Origin of the sequence: Arthrobacter flavus (assembly GCF_039526005.1) — a bacterium.
Taxonomy (GTDB): domain Bacteria; phylum Actinomycetota; class Actinomycetes; order Actinomycetales; family Micrococcaceae; genus Arthrobacter_D; species Arthrobacter_D flavus.
Genome location: NZ_BAAAIJ010000063.1, coordinates 30,556 through 46,281, shown reverse-complemented (window position 1 = coordinate 46,281; position 15,726 = coordinate 30,556). Strand labels below are relative to the sequence as shown.

The 15,726-nt window shown below is 64.3% G+C and carries 13 protein-coding genes; 11 read left to right on the top strand and 2 right to left on the bottom strand.

Annotated features, from left to right (window positions below; genetic code table 11):
- Positions 1-19: 19 nt before the first annotated feature.
- The 7 genes from pcrA (at position 20) to ABD059_RS17205 (ending at position 8,747) form a co-directional block, all read left to right on the top strand.
- Positions 20-2,503 carry a DNA helicase PcrA gene (gene pcrA, locus ABD059_RS17235; protein WP_343882426.1) on the top strand — a complete coding sequence of 828 codons (2,484 nt, stop codon included), beginning with the start codon at positions 20-22 and terminating at the stop codon, positions 2,501-2,503.
- Positions 2,504-2,646: 143 nt separating this feature from the next.
- Positions 2,647-3,816 (top strand): ADP-forming succinate--CoA ligase subunit beta, encoded by a 1,170-nt coding sequence (gene sucC / locus ABD059_RS17230; RefSeq protein ID WP_343882307.1) that lies wholly within the window; start codon positions 2,647-2,649, stop codon positions 3,814-3,816.
- Positions 3,817-3,874: 58 nt separating this feature from the next.
- The gene (gene sucD / locus ABD059_RS17225; protein ID WP_343882305.1) at positions 3,875-4,777 is read left to right on the top strand and encodes a succinate--CoA ligase subunit alpha; all 903 of its coding nucleotides are present in this window, start codon (positions 3,875-3,877) and stop codon (positions 4,775-4,777) included.
- Positions 4,778-4,891: 114 nt separating this feature from the next.
- Positions 4,892-5,947, top strand: coding sequence for a zinc-dependent alcohol dehydrogenase family protein (locus tag ABD059_RS17220; protein WP_343882303.1), 1,056 nt, complete (start codon positions 4,892-4,894; stop codon positions 5,945-5,947).
- Between the two features lie 172 nt (positions 5,948-6,119).
- Positions 6,120-6,743 carry a TetR/AcrR family transcriptional regulator gene (locus ABD059_RS17215; RefSeq protein ID WP_343882301.1) on the top strand — a complete coding sequence of 208 codons (624 nt, stop codon included), beginning with the start codon at positions 6,120-6,122 and terminating at the stop codon, positions 6,741-6,743.
- On the top strand, positions 6,740-8,305 hold the full coding sequence (locus tag ABD059_RS17210) for an MDR family MFS transporter (protein WP_343882299.1): 1,566 nt from the start codon (positions 6,740-6,742) through the stop codon (positions 8,303-8,305). Before ABD059_RS17215 ends, ABD059_RS17210 begins: the two co-directional genes overlap by 4 nt.
- Before the next feature lie 4 nt (positions 8,306-8,309).
- Entirely contained in the window at positions 8,310-8,747 is a 438-nt protein-coding gene (locus ABD059_RS17205) for an SRPBCC family protein (protein WP_343882297.1), read from the top strand.
- A 29-nt stretch (positions 8,748-8,776) separates the two neighbouring features.
- On the opposite strand, the gene ABD059_RS17200 is transcribed toward ABD059_RS17205, so the two are convergent.
- Positions 8,777-9,874, bottom strand: a complete 1,098-nt coding sequence (locus tag ABD059_RS17200) for a VIT1/CCC1 transporter family protein (protein ID WP_343882295.1) — start codon at positions 9,872-9,874, stop codon at positions 8,777-8,779.
- A gap of 319 nt (positions 9,875-10,193) precedes the next feature.
- Here ABD059_RS17200 and ABD059_RS17195 point away from each other — a divergent pair, with 319 nt between their 5' ends.
- The 4 genes from ABD059_RS17195 (at position 10,194) to ABD059_RS17180 (ending at position 13,995) form a co-directional block, all read left to right on the top strand.
- Positions 10,194-10,589 (top strand): YidH family protein, encoded by a 396-nt coding sequence (locus ABD059_RS17195; protein WP_343882293.1) that lies wholly within the window; start codon positions 10,194-10,196, stop codon positions 10,587-10,589.
- A gap of 9 nt (positions 10,590-10,598) precedes the next feature.
- Positions 10,599-10,934, top strand: a complete 336-nt coding sequence (locus ABD059_RS17190) for a DUF202 domain-containing protein (RefSeq protein ID WP_343882291.1) — start codon at positions 10,599-10,601, stop codon at positions 10,932-10,934.
- 78 nt (positions 10,935-11,012) lie between these two features.
- The gene (locus tag ABD059_RS17185; RefSeq protein WP_343882289.1) at positions 11,013-12,719 is read left to right on the top strand and encodes a long-chain-fatty-acid--CoA ligase; all 1,707 of its coding nucleotides are present in this window, start codon (positions 11,013-11,015) and stop codon (positions 12,717-12,719) included.
- A gap of 34 nt (positions 12,720-12,753) precedes the next feature.
- Positions 12,754-13,995, top strand: a complete 1,242-nt coding sequence (locus tag ABD059_RS17180; protein WP_343882287.1) for an AI-2E family transporter — start codon at positions 12,754-12,756, stop codon at positions 13,993-13,995.
- Positions 13,996-14,086: 91 nt separating this feature from the next.
- Here ABD059_RS17180 and ABD059_RS17175 read toward each other — a convergent pair whose 3' ends face one another.
- Positions 14,087-15,613: a sodium:solute symporter family protein gene (locus ABD059_RS17175; RefSeq protein WP_343882285.1), complete on the bottom strand. Its 1,527-nt coding sequence runs from the start codon at positions 15,611-15,613 to the stop codon at positions 14,087-14,089.
- Between the last annotated feature and the right edge of the window lie 113 nt (positions 15,614-15,726).

Below are 15,726 nucleotides of genomic sequence, written 5' to 3'. Positions count from 1 at the left end.
ACTTGATGGCACCATGGATATGCTTTTCGACCCACACCTCGGTTCATCACCCGCAAGCTCAGGGAAGCGGCCGACGTCGACTGCCCGGCCCGGCTCTGCCGGACCTGAGTCTGCGGAGGCACCGCGCCCCGCGGGCGGACGCCGGGACGACGCGCGGGCACGCGAACTATTGGTGGGCCTGAATCCGCAGCAGGAAGAAGCCGTCCGTCACAGCGGCTCCCCGCTCCTGATCGTTGCGGGCGCCGGCTCCGGCAAGACCCGCGTGCTCAGCCACCGCATTGCCTATCTGCTGGCAATGGGCCGCGCCCACCACGGTGAGATCCTGGCCATCACGTTCACCAACAAAGCTGCGGCCGAAATGCGTGAACGCATCGAAGCCCTCGTGGGAGACGTTGCGAAGCGGATGTGGATCTCCACCTTCCACTCCTCCTGCGTGCGGATCCTGCGGCGCGAGGCCGCCTCGGTGGGGTTGAACTCCAACTTCTCCATCTACGATTCAGCCGACACCCTGCGGCTCGTCACCCTGGTGGCCAAGGGACTGGACCTGGACCCCAAGCGGTTTACCCCGAAGTCCATCCAGCACAAGATCTCGGCGCTGAAGAACGAGCTGATCGACGAGGAAAGCTACGCCGGCTCCGCGAACTACTCGGACCCGTTCGAACAGGCGGTCGCCGAGGTCTACAAGGGCTACGCGCAGCGGATGCGCCAGGCCAACGCGATGGACTTCGACGACCTGATTGCCCAGACCGTCTACATGTTCAGGGCCTTCCCCGGAGTGGCCGACTACTACCGCCGCCGGTTCCGGCACGTCCTGGTGGACGAATACCAGGACACCAACCACGCGCAGTACGCCCTGGTACGCGAGATTGTTGGGATTACCCAAGACCCCGCCGATGGTGCCGAGCTGATCCCGAACGCCGAGCTGACGGTGGTCGGTGACTCCGACCAGTCCATCTACGCCTTTCGGGGTGCCGACGTCAGGAACATCGTCGAATTCGAAAACGACTATCCCAACGCGCGCACTATCCTGCTGGAACAGAACTACCGGTCCACCCAAACCATCCTGAGCGCAGCCAACGCGGTGATTTCCCGCAACCCGGACCGGCCCGACAAGAAACTGTGGACCGCAGAGGGGGACGGTGAACCGATCGTCGGGTACGTGGGCGAGAACGAGCACGAGGAAGCCCGGTTTATCGCCGAGGAGATCGACCGCCTTCAGGATGAGGACGACCTTCGACCCGGTGACGTAGCGATCTTCTACCGGACCAATGCGCAGTCCCGCTCCATTGAGGAGATCCTGATGCGGGTCGGCCTGCCGTACAAGGTGGTGGGCGGCACCCGCTTCTACGAGCGCAAGGAGATCAAGGACGCGCTGGCCTACCTGCGGGTCCTGGTCAACCAGGACGACGTCGTCAACCTCCGCCGGATCCTCAACGAACCGAAGCGCGGGATCGGGGACCGGGCCGAGTACGCCGTCGCGGCGCTTGCCGAGCGGGAACGCATGTCCTTCATGGCTGGCCTCCGCCGGGCCGACGAGGCGCCAGGCCTGGCGACCCGCTCCTTGAATGCGGTGAACGGCTTCGTCAAACTCATCGACGATCTCGCCGAAGTGGCCGACGGGTCAGGTGCCTCCGCAGCACTGGAAGCGGTGCTGGAACAGACCGGCTACCTGGCCCAGCTCCGGCTGAGCAGCGACCCTCAGGACGAGTCGCGGGTGGAAAACCTTGCGGAACTGGTCGCTGTGGTCCGCGAGTACGAACAGGACAACCCTGACGGAACACTCGGCGACTTCCTGGAGCAGGTCTCGCTGGTGGCTGACGCCGACCAGATCCCCTCGGCGCCAGAAGGGTCGGCTGCCGAGGTGGAACAGGCGGTCGCGGAAGCCAAACGACTGGGTGTGGTCACCCTGATGACCCTGCACACGGCCAAAGGGCTGGAATTTCCGGTGGTGTTCCTGACCGGCATGGAGCAGGGCATCTTCCCTCACCAGCGCTCGGCTACCGACCCGAAGGAGCTCGCCGAGGAACGCAGGCTCGCCTATGTGGGGCTGACCCGCGCGCGGAAGCGCCTGTACATCACCCGATCCGAGGTGCGCAGCATGTGGGGCCAAAGCCAGTACAACCCTGCGTCTCAGTTCGTCGGCGAAGTGCCCAGTGAGCTCATTACCTGGAAACGTGAGGGCGCCTCCGGGCCGATGTGGGCTGGTGGCGGCGCCATCGGTGGGGGCAACAAATTCAGTGGATCCTACTGGGGTGCCGGCGCAGGCGGCGACGACAGCGGTCGCGGGCTGCCCACCCGCTCGGCCACCGTCGTCGGGCGGGTCCAGCCCCAGAAAGAGGTGCTCTCCGTCGCGGTGGGGGACAAGGTCAACCACACCAGCTTCGGCAACGGGACCATCCTCGCCGTCGAGGGCGCGGGGGACAAAACGGTGGCGAAGGTGTCGTTCGACGTCGGGGAGAAACGCCTCCTGCTGCGGTACGCACCGCTCACGAAGACCGGGTAGCTCCTTAGCTCATCGCGTTACATTTCTACAAACCATAGAAGTGTGCCCTTGGTCACTAAACCGGTAGTCTGTGAAAGGCGCCGAACGCCGAGGGACTAAAGTTCCCTGTGTAAACCTACTTCGACGTAGAAGGACACTGGCCTGTGGATCTGTTCGAATATCAGGCGCGCGATCTTTTTGAGGCACACGGAGTACCCGTGCTCGCCGGCATCGTGGCGCACACCCCCGAGGAAGCAAAGGCGGCAGCCGAGAAGATTGGCGGCGTTGTCGTCGTCAAGGCTCAAGTCAAAGTTGGAGGCCGCGGCAAAGCGGGCGGCGTCAAGGTCGCCAAGACCCCCGACGAGGCGTTCAAGTACGCCTCGGACATCCTGGGCATGGACATCAAGGGCCACACCGTCCACAAGGTGATGATCGCGCAGGGCGCTGACATCGCCGAGGAGTACTACTTCTCGGTACTGCTGGACCGGTCCAACCGCAACTACCTGGCCATGTGCTCGGTGGAGGGTGGCGTGGAGATCGAGCAGCTGGCCGTGGAGCGCCCCGAGGCACTCGCACGCGTCGCCGTCGACCCCGCCGTGGGTATCGACCAGGCGAAGGCCAAGGAAATCGTCGAGACGGCAGGGTTCGCCCCCGAGCTGCACGACGGCGTCGTCAACGCGATCATCAAGCTGTGGGACGTCTTCGTCAAGGAAGACGCCACCCTCGTTGAGGTCAACCCGCTGGTGAAGACCGGCGCCGGCGACATCATCGCCCTCGACGGCAAGGTCACCATCGACGAGAATGCAGCGTTCCGTCAGGCCGGCCACGCCGAGCTGGAGGATCAGGACTCCACCGATCCCCTCGAAGCCAAAGCCAAGGAAAACGACCTCAACTACGTCAAACTCGACGGCGAAGTGGGAATCATCGGCAACGGTGCAGGCCTGGTCATGTCCACGCTCGACGTCGTCGCCTACGCCGGCGAAGCCCACGGCAACGTGCGTCCCGCCAACTTCCTGGACATCGGCGGCGGAGCGTCAGCGGCCGTCATGGCTGCAGGGCTCGACGTCATCCTCAACGACCCTCAGGTCAAGAGCGTGTTCGTCAACGTCTTCGGCGGCATCACCGCGTGTGACGCGGTAGCCAACGGCATCGTCGAAGCCCTGAAGATCCTGGGCGACAAGGAAAACAAGCCCCTGGTAGTCCGCCTCGACGGCAACAACGTCGAAGAAGGCCGCCGCATCCTCGCCGAGGCGAACCACCCGATGGTCACCCTCGCCGACACCATGGATGAAGGCGCCGACAAGGCCGCCGAACTGGCTTACGCCGCCCGCTGATCGAGCCTGCACTTCCCGGCTCACGTGCTGCCGGGTCCAAAGGATTAAGGAATAACGTATGTCAATTTTTCTCAACAAAGACTCCAAGGTCATTGTGCAGGGCATCACCGGCGGCGAAGGCACCAAGCACACCGCTCTGATGCTCGCCGCTGGCACTCAGGTGGTCGGTGGCGTTAACGCCCGCAAGGCCGGCACCACTGTCACCCACGGCGACGTCACCCTGCCGGTGTTCGGCAAGGTCAGCGAAGCCATCACTGAAACCGGCGCCGACGTGTCGATCGTTTTCGTCCCACCGGCCTTCACCAAGGACGCGGTCATCGAGGCGATCGAGGCCGGCATCGGGCTCGTCGTCATCATCACCGAGGGAGTCCCCGTCCAGGACTCGGCCGAGTTCTGGGCGCTTGCCCAGTCCAAGGTCGACGCCGACGGCAACCAGGTCACCCGGATCATCGGCCCCAACTGCCCCGGCATCATCACGCCGGGGGAGTCGCTGGTTGGCATCACCCCGGCGAACATCACCGGCAAGGGTGGCGTGGGCCTCGTGTCCAAGTCAGGCACCCTGACCTACCAGATGATGTTCGAGCTGCGCGATCTGGGCTTCTCGACCGCCATCGGTATCGGTGGCGACCCCATCGTCGGAACCACCCACATCGACGCACTTGCTGCGTTCGAAGCGGACCCCGAAACCAAGGCCATTGTCATGATCGGTGAAATCGGTGGCGACGCCGAGGAGCGTGCGGCCGAGTTCATCAAGGCCAACGTCACCAAGCCGGTTGTCGGCTACGTGGCGGGCTTCACCGCACCCGAGGGCAAGACCATGGGCCACGCCGGCGCCATCGTGTCCGGCTCAGCGGGTACGGCACAGGCCAAGAAGGAAGCCCTTGAGGCTGCCGGCGTGAAGGTCGGCAAGACGCCGTCCGAGACCGCCAAACTGCTCCGCGAAGTGTACGCGGGACTGTAATTCCTCGACTGAAGGGCCCCGGCAGCTGGATTCGTCCAGCGGCCGGGGCCTTTTCTGTCAGGCGACCGCGCTACGCTAATTTTCTTACCCACCACACCAGTCTGAGGAGTACGCATGCGTGCCACCATCATCCACGGCCCCGGCGACATCAAGGTTGAGGACCGCGACTACCCCACGATCAAACTTCCCACCGACGCCGTCGTGAAGGTCACTGCTTCCTGTGTCTGCGGATCGGACCTCTGGCCCTACCGCGGCATCGGCAAGAATCGCGGCGCCCGGGCTATCGGGCACGAGTTTGTCGGAGTTGTCGAGGAGATCGGTGCTGAGGTGACAGACCTGGCCGTGGGAGACTTCGTGATTGCTCCCTTCGTCGACAGTTGCGGCAAGTGCCCGCAGTGCCTCAACGGAGTGACCGTGGCCTGTGACCACCTCACCTCCTGGGGTGGCGACGACGAGAACGGCCACTACGTCGAGGGCGCACAGGGCGAAGCCGTCCGCGTACCCCAGGCGGACGGGACTCTGCGCCGGGTCGACGGGGTCACGGATCCCGACCAGGCGCTGACCGCCAACCTCCTGACGCTGTCCGATGTGATGTCCACGGGCCACCATGCCGCGGTCAGCGCCCAGGTGGGACCGGGCCGCACCGTGGTGGTCGTGGGCGACGGCGCCGTCGGGCTCTGTGGTGTGCTCGCCGCAAAGCGGCTCGGCGCGGAACGCATCATCGCCATGTCCCGGCACGAGGACCGGCAGACGCTCGCCCGCGAGTTCGGCGCCACCGACATTGTCGCTGAGCGCGGCGACGCCGGAGTGGAGAAAGTCAAAGAACTGCTGGGGGGAGTGCTGGCCGACTCGGTGCTCGAGTGCGTGGGTACCAAGGAGTCGATGGAGCAGGCACTCGCCAGCACCCGGCCCGGCGGCAATCTCGGGTTTGTCGGCGTTCCCGCCGGAGGCGCCGAACTACCCATTGGGCTGCTGTTTTCGAAGAACATCACGGTGGGCGGCGGCATGGCGCCGGCCCACACCTATATTCCCGAACTCCTGGCCGATGTCCTCGCCGGGAAGATCAATCCGGGAAGAGTGTTCGACGTCGAAATGCCCCTTGAGGACGCCGCCGAGGCCTACAAGGCCATGGATGAACGGCGCGCCATCAAGGTGCTGCTCAAGCCTTAGGGGTCTCCCGGACGCCACCATCCCGTGACGCCTTGGAACGCGTCGGTAGCTGTGTTGCACACGGCCGCCGGCGCGTTCGGCGTTTAACTGTCATCTCTCTGCCCTCCCGGAATTAATGCAGCGGTGCAATTTTGCAGTTGTGTAAAAGACTGCTGGGTGTCACAATAGTTCGGTGAGTCAACTACTTTCCCTCAGGGACCGAAAACGCACCGAGACCTGGGCTGCCCTGCATAACGCAGCCGCCCGGCTCACCCTTGAGAATGGGCCGGACCGCGTCACCACCGAGGCCATTTCCGCCCAGGCCAACGTCTCGGCCCGCACCTTCTTCAACTACTTCAGCACCAAGGAAGACGCGATCCTCGGTCTCCAGGACCCCTCGATCGACGACACCTGGCTCGAAGCCTTCGACGTTGATGCGAACCTCCTCGATCAGGTCTCCCGGCTGCTCGTGCACGTGGTGCATTCCACGGAGGGCGGCGCCGACGGCGACAGCCTCCGGATGGAAGTGGTGCAGCGGTTCCCCCAGTTGCGCCAGCGCCGCTTCGGCTACTTCCTGAAGGTTGAGCAACTGGTCCGGGACGTCGTCACCGAGGGCATCACCGCCTCAGCGAAATGGGCTGATGTCGCACAGCACCACCGCGCCGAAGACATCTCCCGCATGATCGTGCTGATCGCCGGAGCACCCATGCGCTACGCGATGCAGGAATCTGCGCACGCACCGACACTCGACAACCAGTTCGCGGCTCTCAGCACCGCCAACGCACTCCTCAGAGAGGTCCTCCCGGAAATCCAATGAGTACCACTACCAAAACCACGACGGCTGCCGTTGTCGAGAAACCTACCGGCATGCTGCTGCTCTTCATCGGCCTGATGCTCTCCATGCTGCTGGCGGCCCTCAGCCAGATGATCCTCAGTACGGCGCTCCCCACCATCGTGGGCGAGCTCAACGGGGTGGATCAGATGCTCTGGGTGATCACCGCCTACATCCTGACCGCCACCATCGTGATGCCGATCTACGGCAAACTCGGTGACCTGATGGGCCGCAAAAACCTGCTGCTCATCGCGATCACTATCTTCATGGCCGGCTCCATCGTCGGAGGGCTCGCACCGGACATGCCCTGGCTGATCACCGGCCGTGCGATCCAGGGCCTCGGCGGGGGCGGGCTGATGATCCTCGCTCAGGCGATCATTGCCGACGTCGTCCCCGCGCGTGAACGCGGCAAGTACATGGGCGTGATGGGCGGTGTGTTTGCCTTCGCCTCGGTGGCCGGCCCCCTGCTGGGTGGCTTCTTCACCGAGGGCCCCGGCTGGCGATGGATGTTCTGGATCAACATGCCACTGGGGGTCCTCGCGCTCCTGGTCGTTATCTTCTTCCTGCACCTGCCCAGCAAGGAGCGTCAGCGGACCAAGCCCGACGTCGCAGGCATGGCCCTTCTCGCCATCGCCACCACCTCGATTGTGCTGGTCGGCACCTGGGGCGGCACCCGGTACGACTGGACCTCCGCCACCATCCTGGGCCTGGCCGCGGTAGCCATCATCACGAGTGTCGCCTTCGTGATGGTTGAGCGGCGTGCCGACGAGCCCATCCTCCCGATGCACCTGTTCCGGGAACGCAACTTCAACCTCACCACCTCCGGGGGGCTGCTGATCGGCGTCACCATGTTCGGTGCCGTCGGCTACATGCCGACCTACCTACAGATGGTCACCGGCGCGAGCGCCACCAACGCTGGGCTGCTGATGATCCCCATGATGGGCGCGCTGCTGCTCACCTCCACCGGATCGGGGGTGCTGGTCAGCCGCACCGGTCGCTACAAGTGGATGCCGATCGCTGGTTCCCTGCTGGTCGCCGTCGCGCTGTTCCTGCTCTCCAGCATCCAGCCCGAGACCGCCCTGTGGGTGATCTGCACCTACATCGGTATGCTCGGTGCGGGGCTGGGCCTGAGCATGCAGATCCTGGTGCTGATCGTCCAGAACACCTTCCCCAACCGGATGGTGGGCACCGCCACCGCCTCCAATAACTACTTCCGTCAGATCGGTGCCACCCTGGGGTCGGCCATCGTGGGCAGCCTCTTCACGGCACGGGTTGCCGACCTGCTGACTGAACGCCTTCCCGGTGGTGCAGTCAGCACCGAGGGCGGGGCCAACTCACTCACGCCCGAGCTGGTGTACACGCTGCCCGATGTGGCCAGGAACGCGGTGATCGAGTCCTACAACGATGCGCTCACGCCGCTTTTCCTCTACATGGCGCCACTCGGAATCATCGCTGCGATCCTGCTGTTCTTCGTGAAGGAGGTTCCCCTTGCGACGTCGATCGCGGCGGACCCTGAGCCAGCCACCCAGGCAGGCAAGGCAGAATAGGGGCATGAGCTCCTACCTGATTACCCGTGAACGATTCATTAACGCCCCGGCCAGTGACATCTTCGAGGTCCTGGCGACCCCGGCACTCCACAGTGTGATTGACGGCTCCGACACCGTCCAGGGCGAACAGCCGGGTGGGCCGCAACGGCTGTATCAGGGGGCCAAGTTCGGCATGGACATGCGGATCGGCGCGAAGTACAAAACCCTCAACACGGTGACCGAGTTCGAGGAAGGTCGCCGGATTACCTGGCGTCACTTCACCAAGGCCACCTGGAGCTACCTCCTCGAACCGCGCGACGGCGGCACCCTGGTCACCGAGCAGTGGGATGCACGCTCGGTGACTGGGAAGGTTGTGCTGCGGCCGATGGGATTCCTTCGAAAGAACCCCATCGCGATGGAGAAGACCCTCGCCAAGCTGGAGGACTACGTCACCAAGGCCTGAACAGCCCCGGGGCCCGCCAGGTGCCGGCGCTAGAGCAGTCCGACGCCGAATAGCAGGCCCAGCAGATAGGTGGCGGCGGCCGCACCCAGGCCGATCGCTACCTGCCGCAACGCCAGCTTCAGCGGCGACCCTCCGGAGAGAAGCCCGACGACGGCGCCCGTTCCCAGCAGCGCGAGTCCCACCAGAACGCAGGCCAGGATGACGGCCGCCAGGCCACTCATTCCGAAAAGGTAGGGCAGGATCGGGATGACCGCACCGGAGGCGAAGAAGCAGAAACTTGCTGCGGCGGCGCCGAGCCCGGTGCCGATCTGCTCGTGGTGGTCCCGGTCCCCGTCTGTCTCCGGTTGAAGGGACAGGCTGGGATCGCAGTCGCAGTCACGGAGCCCCAACCGTTCCGAGGCGCGGTGTTGGGCCGCTTCGGGGGACATGCCCCGCGCCCGATACACCAGGACCAGTTCGTTGGCGTCGATGTCCAGTTCCTTCGCCGCAGTGAGCGTGATCTGGGTGGGCCGGGATGCAGCCAGCAGTTCCCGCTGTGACCGCACCGACACATACTCACCGGCACCCATCGACAGGGCCCCGGCAAGAAGACCGGCGATTCCACTGAACAACACAAACCCGGTGGAGACACCGGTTGCGCCGACGCCCAGAACGAGGGCCAGGTTGCTGACCAGTCCGTCGTTGGCCCCGAACACGGCGGCCCTGAAATTGCCGGACAACCTGTTCCGCCCGCGGGTAGCGAGGCCGCGGATAACTTCTTCATGAATCTGCTCATCCGCGGCCATCGCGTCGGTAGCCGTTGGATCGGACGAGTACGGCGACCGGCTTTCGGCCCGCTGCGCCAGGGCCAGCACAAAGACGCTGCCGAACCGCCGGGCCAGGAACCCAAGCACCACGTTCCGGAAGGACGGCCGGGCGGGCTTGCCCTCGTGGTCTCCGAGCAGCGATAACCAGTGGGCCTCGTGACGGCCTTCGGCCTTCGCCAGCGCCAGCAGGATCTCACGTTCCTCACCCTCGCGGCGGCTGGCCAGGTACCGGTAGGTGGCGGCTTCTGCGCGCTCGTCGGCCAGATACTGGCGCCACCGGCGGATGTCGGCCGGTGATGGTGTGCTCTGGGTTGCTGTCACTACGGTCTCCTGGGATATAGCGACCAGGACCGTGACGGGGCTCCGGCCGTCGTTAACGCGGCCGAAGGTCTCGCTCGCCGGAAAACTCTTTCCGGTGGACTGCCGGGCATCATCATCGATAGCCAGTATGTCGACAGGCCTCCGTTCAGGAATCGCAAAGATCGGACCCGAACAGGAGCTACTCCCCTTCTCGGTATCCATCGTAGCGTGACTTCGCTTGAGGCCTCGACTTCCCACCGTCTCCAACTTCGCGCCATACCGGGACTTCCCTGCGCCGAACGCTCGGCGGAAGTGGGGAGGGGGTCGCTAGGATGAAGCCATGGCAAGCCCACCAGATAAGTCCTCCCGCCGTGGGTCACTGACCCAGCGCCTCCTGCGGGGCGGAGTAGATCCCGATCCCCGGTTCACGCTGGCGAACGAGCGGACGTTTCTGGCCTGGATCCGGACATCCCTGGCGTTGCTGGCTGGCGGTATAGCGGTTGAAGCGTTCACCGCTGAGTTGTTCGATCCGGTCATCCGCAAAGCTCTGGCGATTTTGCTGTTGATCTTGGCCATGCTCCTGGCCGCCGGAGCGGGTGGCAGATGGTTGATCGTGGAGCGGGCTATGCGCCACGGGCTGCCATTGCCCCTGCCATTCCTCGCCCCGCTGCTCGCGCTCGGCGCCACGGTAGTGGCGGCGGTGGTAGTGGTCGTAATCTTTAGCCGACCGGCCTGACTCACGCCGATGAACAGCAAACACCCCGTCGACACCGGCTTGCCGCCGGAACGCACCTCACTGGCCTGGGGAAGGACCATGCTGGCGCTGGTCATCAGCGGTGTGCTCTTCGTGCGATGGCTGCCACAGCACGGGTGGTTTGCGTTGATCCTCACCGGCGCCTCACTCGCTGCGGCGCTGGGAATCTACCTGAGTCAACGGCTCCGCTATCACCGGAACCTCCAAGGGATCAGGACCGGTGCCTTACAGGCGGATGTGACTGCGGTGCTTTGGACTACCGTGGTGGTGGTCGCGGTGGGGGCCGCGGGCATCTACGCTGTCCTGTTCCAGTCGCTGCATGAGTGAGAAGTCACCTGATGGACGGCGAGCGTCTTCCCGGCGAATCAGGATAGAGTTCAACAGGCCAAGACAGGAAGTAGACTGATGATTTTTGATTCAACTGCCCCATGGGTCCGAAACTACGGGCCGGGGGTGCCCGCTACAGTCGCCATCCCTGACGGCTCCCTCGTCAACCTCGTTGAGGAATCCGCACGCAGCTACGGCAAGAAGGTCGCCCTTGAGTTCTTCGGAGCCGAGACGACCTACCGTCAGCTCGGAGAGGAGATCCAGCGCGCGGCCGAAGGTCTTCATCGGCTGGGTGTTGTAGCCGGCGATAGGGTGGCCCTGGTGCTGCCCAACTGCCCCCAGCACGTGGTGGCGTTCTACGCTGTTCTGCGGCTCGGTGCCATTGTCGTCGAGCACAACCCGCTCTACACCGACCGGGAGTTGCGGCACCAGTTCGAGGATCACGGGGCGCGGCTGGCCATTGTCTGGGACAAAGCAGCGCAGCGTGTGCAGAATTTGCCCGCAGACATCCACGTCACCACCCTGGTGACGGTGGACCTGACACGGGCCATGCCGTTCGCGAAACGGGCAGCGCTGAGGCTTCCCCTCCGGAAGGCCAAGGACTCGCGCAAGGCGTTGACCACCACCGCCAAGCTCTCCGGCCAGCGAAGCGTCACCCGGTGGGACGACCTGATGAACAACAAGAGGCTGGACGTTACGCATCCGGGTCCCGTGCCCACCGACGTTGCGGTGCTGCAGTACACCAGTGGCACCACCGGGCACCCAAAGGGTGCGGTGCTCACCCATCGGAACCTCCTCGTCAATGCGGCGCAGGGGCGAGCATGGGTGCCAGGCCTGGATGACGGGAAAGAAGTCATCTACGCCGTCCTGCCTATGTTCCACGCCTACGGGCTCACCCTCTGTCTGACGTTTGCCATGAGTATTGGTGCCCGGTTGGTCCTTTTTCCCAAGTTTGATGAAGACCTGGTGCTGGACGCGGCGAAGTCCACCCCGCCCACCTTCCTACCCGCTGTTCCACCGATCTATGAGCGTCTTGCGAAGCGCGCCGTGGAGCGTGGGGTCAGTCTGAAGAGCATTCGCTTCGCGATCTCCGGTGCGATGAATCTGCCGCCAGCGACCATCGAATTGTGGGAGTCGGTGACCGGTGGATACCTGGTGGAGGGGTACGGGCTCACCGAGACCTCGCCCATCTCGCTGGGCAATCCAATTGGCCCAACGCGTAAGCCAGGAACTGTCGGGTTGCCCTTCCCCAATACGGAAATCCGGGTCGTGGACCCCGAGAATACCGAGAGCGATCGTGCGCCCGGACAGCCCGGCGAACTCCTCATCCGGGGGCCCCAAGTGTTCCAAGGTTACTGGCGGAACGACGAGGATACGCGAGCCGTCCTGAGTTCCGACGGCTGGTTCAAAACCGGGGATATCGTCCGGGTCGATGCTGAGTCCTACGTCACGATCGTGGATCGGATCAAGGAGGTCATTGTCACCGGCGGGTTCAACGTCATGCCCACCGAAGTGGAGGAAGCGTTGCTCGACCACAACAGTGTCGCCGACGCGGCGGTGGTGGGGATGCCCCTGCCGGGAGGTGGCGAAGAGGTGGTGGCCGCCGTCGTCGTCCGCGATGGGCAACCGTTCAGTGCCGACGTGTTGAAGGCCTTCTGCCGGGGTTCCCTGGCCGCCTACAAAATACCGCGTCGTATTGTTGAGGTAGACGAACTGCCAAGGTCACTGATTGGCAAGGTGCTGCGACGCCAGGTTCGTGACCAACTTATTGCCGGGGACAGCTGAGCTGCGCCACCGGAGGAAGCAAGGAGAACCAGAAGTGTTCAACATATTCAGGCGCACCAAGGGCGCGCCCCGCGGCGAGGAGCGCCGCGAGGTAGCAACCCGCGTCGATACGCCGCAGGGGCCCGGAAATCCGTGGAAGGACTCCCTCGGCCGCGCGAGCACCCGGGCGGCGCAGGTGCTGTTGATCCTCGTCCTGGGATCGATAGTGGTCTTTGGCCTGATGCAGGTCACGCTCGTGGTCATCCCACTGATCATCGCGCTGATCCTGGCGGCCGCTATCGGGCCGCTGGTGAACTGGCTCCGGCGAAAGGGCTGGCCGAGCGCGCTCGCGACGGCGTTCTCCTTTTTGCTGCTGCTGGGCGTTCTGGGCGGCGTCATCACCGGTATCGTCTTTGCTGTTCAGAGCCAGGCCGACGAGCTGGTCGCCAGCGCAACGCAGGGCTTCGACAAGATCTACGAAGCCATCATCAGCGGTCCGATTCCCGTCGACGAGCAACAGATCGCCGATGCTCAGGAGTGGCTGATCGACTTTGCGACCAGCGCAACGGTGGGCGCCGGTGCGGTGACCGGAATTACCGCGGCCGGCGAGTTCCTCACCGGGGCAGTGCTGATGGTGGTCATCCTCTTCTTCTTCCTCAAGGACGGCGACAAGATCTTCGCCTTCATCCTCCGCCCCTTCAAAGGTGAGCGGCTGGTCAAGGCCCGTCGCGTCGGAGTCCACGGACTGGAGACCCTCGGCGGCTACGTCCGCGGAACCGCGATCATCGCCCTCGTGGACTCGGTGTTCATCGGGATTGCCCTCTTCTGGCTGGGCATCCCGCTAGCCCTGCCACTGGCAGTCATCGTGTTTGTCGGCGCGTTTATCCCCATCGTCGGTGCGACGTTCGCCGGAGCCCTCGCGGCCCTCGTGGCGCTGGTGTCCGACGGACCAACCACAGCACTGATTGTCATTGTGGTGGTCATCGCTGTGAACCAGATCGAGGGCAATTTCCTGCAGCCGGTGGTCATGGGCCGCTCGCTGAGCGTGCACGCACTGGTGATTTTGGTGGCGTTGACCGCTGGCACCATTCTGGCGGGCATCGTCGGAGCGATCCTGTCGGTGCCCCTCGCGGCGGTCACCTGGAGTGCCATCAAGTCCTGGAACGGTGAAGAAGACGGGCCGATTACCCCCGCGGACGTCCGGCAAGCCGAGATCGACACGAAAGCCGACGCCGTCGGCCGCGGCCGCAGCAGCCGCCCAGGCCGCAAAATCGGAGCCTCAATCGCCAAGCCGTAACCGGTGACATCACAAAGGCCGGCGTCCACTGAGATCCAGTGGACGCCGGCCTTTGTTCTGCCTGGTGGCTTCTCTAGCGGGTCGTTGCTGGCTAGCGGGTGGTGGAGGCGACGGGAACCTCGTCCTCAGCGGCCCCCGCCACGCGACGCTCCCAGGCAGCCATGACCGCCGGGTCGGTTCGCTTGGTCAGGAAGGAAACGATCACAAACACCAGGGCCGACGCAACGAGTCCGTAGTAGATCGGTTCGTTGGCGTAGATGCCGTCGTACTGGTTCTCGGCGTTGACCTCGAGGTAGATCATGGTGCCGAGGGTGAAGACAGTGCCAGCAGCCATTGAGGCCGCTGCTGCGACGCCGGTGGCCCGCTTCCAGACCAGCCCACCGAGAATGGAGACCAGGAGGCCGCCTACCAGGATGGCGTAGGCAATGGTGAGAGCGGCGACGACGTCCTGGACAACGACCGCCAGCGCAATGGCGACGAGGCCCAGGCCCAGGACCCACCAGCGGTTGGCGGTGACATCATGCTCGGGGTTCTCGGCCTCGCCCTCGGTGGTGGTGTCGATGGTGCTCTGGCCGCTACGGCCAAACCAGCTGCTGACAAACGGCACGACGTCGGCGCGCGCCACCGTCGCAGCGGCGATCAGCGAACCGGATGCCGTAGACATCATGGCGGCGACGGCGGCCGCCAGCACCAGGCCGCCAATACCGATCGGCAGGACGTTGATGGCGATATCCGCGTACACGTCGTCCTGGGACTCGATGTTGGGGAGGATCACGCTGGCCGACATGCCGATGACCGCGCCAGCGACGCCGTAGAGAATGCAGTACACGCCAGCGGTCACGCCACCCCAGCGGGCGACCGTGGGGGTCCGGGCAGTGAAGACGCGCTGCCAGATGTCCTGACCGATGAGCAGGCCCAGCGTGTACACCACAAAGTAGGTGATGATGCTCTGCAGGCCGATGCCGGTGATGCTGAAGAACTCGGCTCCCGCACGCTCGGAGATGCCGTCGAAACCGCCGGCGTTGATCAGGGCGAAGGGCAGCATCAGGGCAAACACGCCGATGGTCTTGATGATGAACTGCGCCATGTCGGCCAGGGTGATGGACCACATGCCGCCGATTGTCGAGTAGATCAGCACGATCGCACCGCCGACGGCGATCGAGACCGCGCGGTCCCATCCGAACAGCACCACAAAGATGGTGGCGTAGGCGCCGGTAGAGGTGGCGCAGAGCATCAGGGTGTAGGCCAGCATGACGATCCCTGAGGCCTTGGTGGCCTCGGCGCCGTAGCGCAGGGTGAGCATCTGGGAGACCGTGTAGATCTTCAGCTTCTGCAGGGTCGGGGCAAAGAGGAGGCTGAGCAGCAGCACCCCAACACCGATAGCGACGACGAGCCACATGCCCGAGATGCCGTAGGTGTAACCGAGGCCGACACCACCGACAGTTGACGCGCCGCCCAGTACTACCGCAGCCATGGTGCCGGTGTACAGGAGCGGGCCCAGACGCCGGCCAGCGACGAGGTAGTCGCTCGTGTTCTTGGTGCGGGACTTGCCCCACCAGCCGAACGCCAGCATGCCCACGAGGTAGACCACCACGATCGCAATATTGATGAATTCCATAGTGCTCCTGAATGTGGGGTTTTCGGCGAGAAAGTAACCTATAGAAAACTTATGTTTCGCTACAGGCTAGTTGTGATCTTGCTAACAGGTCAAGTGCGCGTTCGGGCCGGTAC

What these genes read in the sequence shown, in the direction of transcription:
- ABD059_RS17195 (WP_343882293.1), top strand. Translation starts at nt 10,194, where the DNA reads ATGGCAAGCCCACCAGATAAGTCCTCCCGCCGTGGGTCACTGACCCAG.
- pcrA (WP_343882426.1), top strand. Translation starts at nt 20, where the DNA reads ATGCTTTTCGACCCACACCTCGGTTCATCACCCGCAAGCTCAGGGAAG.
- sucD (WP_343882305.1), top strand. Translation starts at nt 3,875, where the DNA reads ATGTCAATTTTTCTCAACAAAGACTCCAAGGTCATTGTGCAGGGCATC.
- ABD059_RS17205 (WP_343882297.1), top strand. Translation starts at nt 8,310, where the DNA reads ATGAGCTCCTACCTGATTACCCGTGAACGATTCATTAACGCCCCGGCC.
- ABD059_RS17190 (WP_343882291.1), top strand. Translation starts at nt 10,599, where the DNA reads ATGAACAGCAAACACCCCGTCGACACCGGCTTGCCGCCGGAACGCACC.
- ABD059_RS17210 (WP_343882299.1), top strand. Translation starts at nt 6,740, where the DNA reads ATGAGTACCACTACCAAAACCACGACGGCTGCCGTTGTCGAGAAACCT.
- ABD059_RS17185 (WP_343882289.1), top strand. Translation starts at nt 11,013, where the DNA reads ATGATTTTTGATTCAACTGCCCCATGGGTCCGAAACTACGGGCCGGGG.
- ABD059_RS17175 (WP_343882285.1), bottom strand. Translation starts at nt 15,613, where the DNA reads ATGGAATTCATCAATATTGCGATCGTGGTGGTCTACCTCGTGGGCATG.
- ABD059_RS17220 (WP_343882303.1), top strand. Translation starts at nt 4,892, where the DNA reads ATGCGTGCCACCATCATCCACGGCCCCGGCGACATCAAGGTTGAGGAC.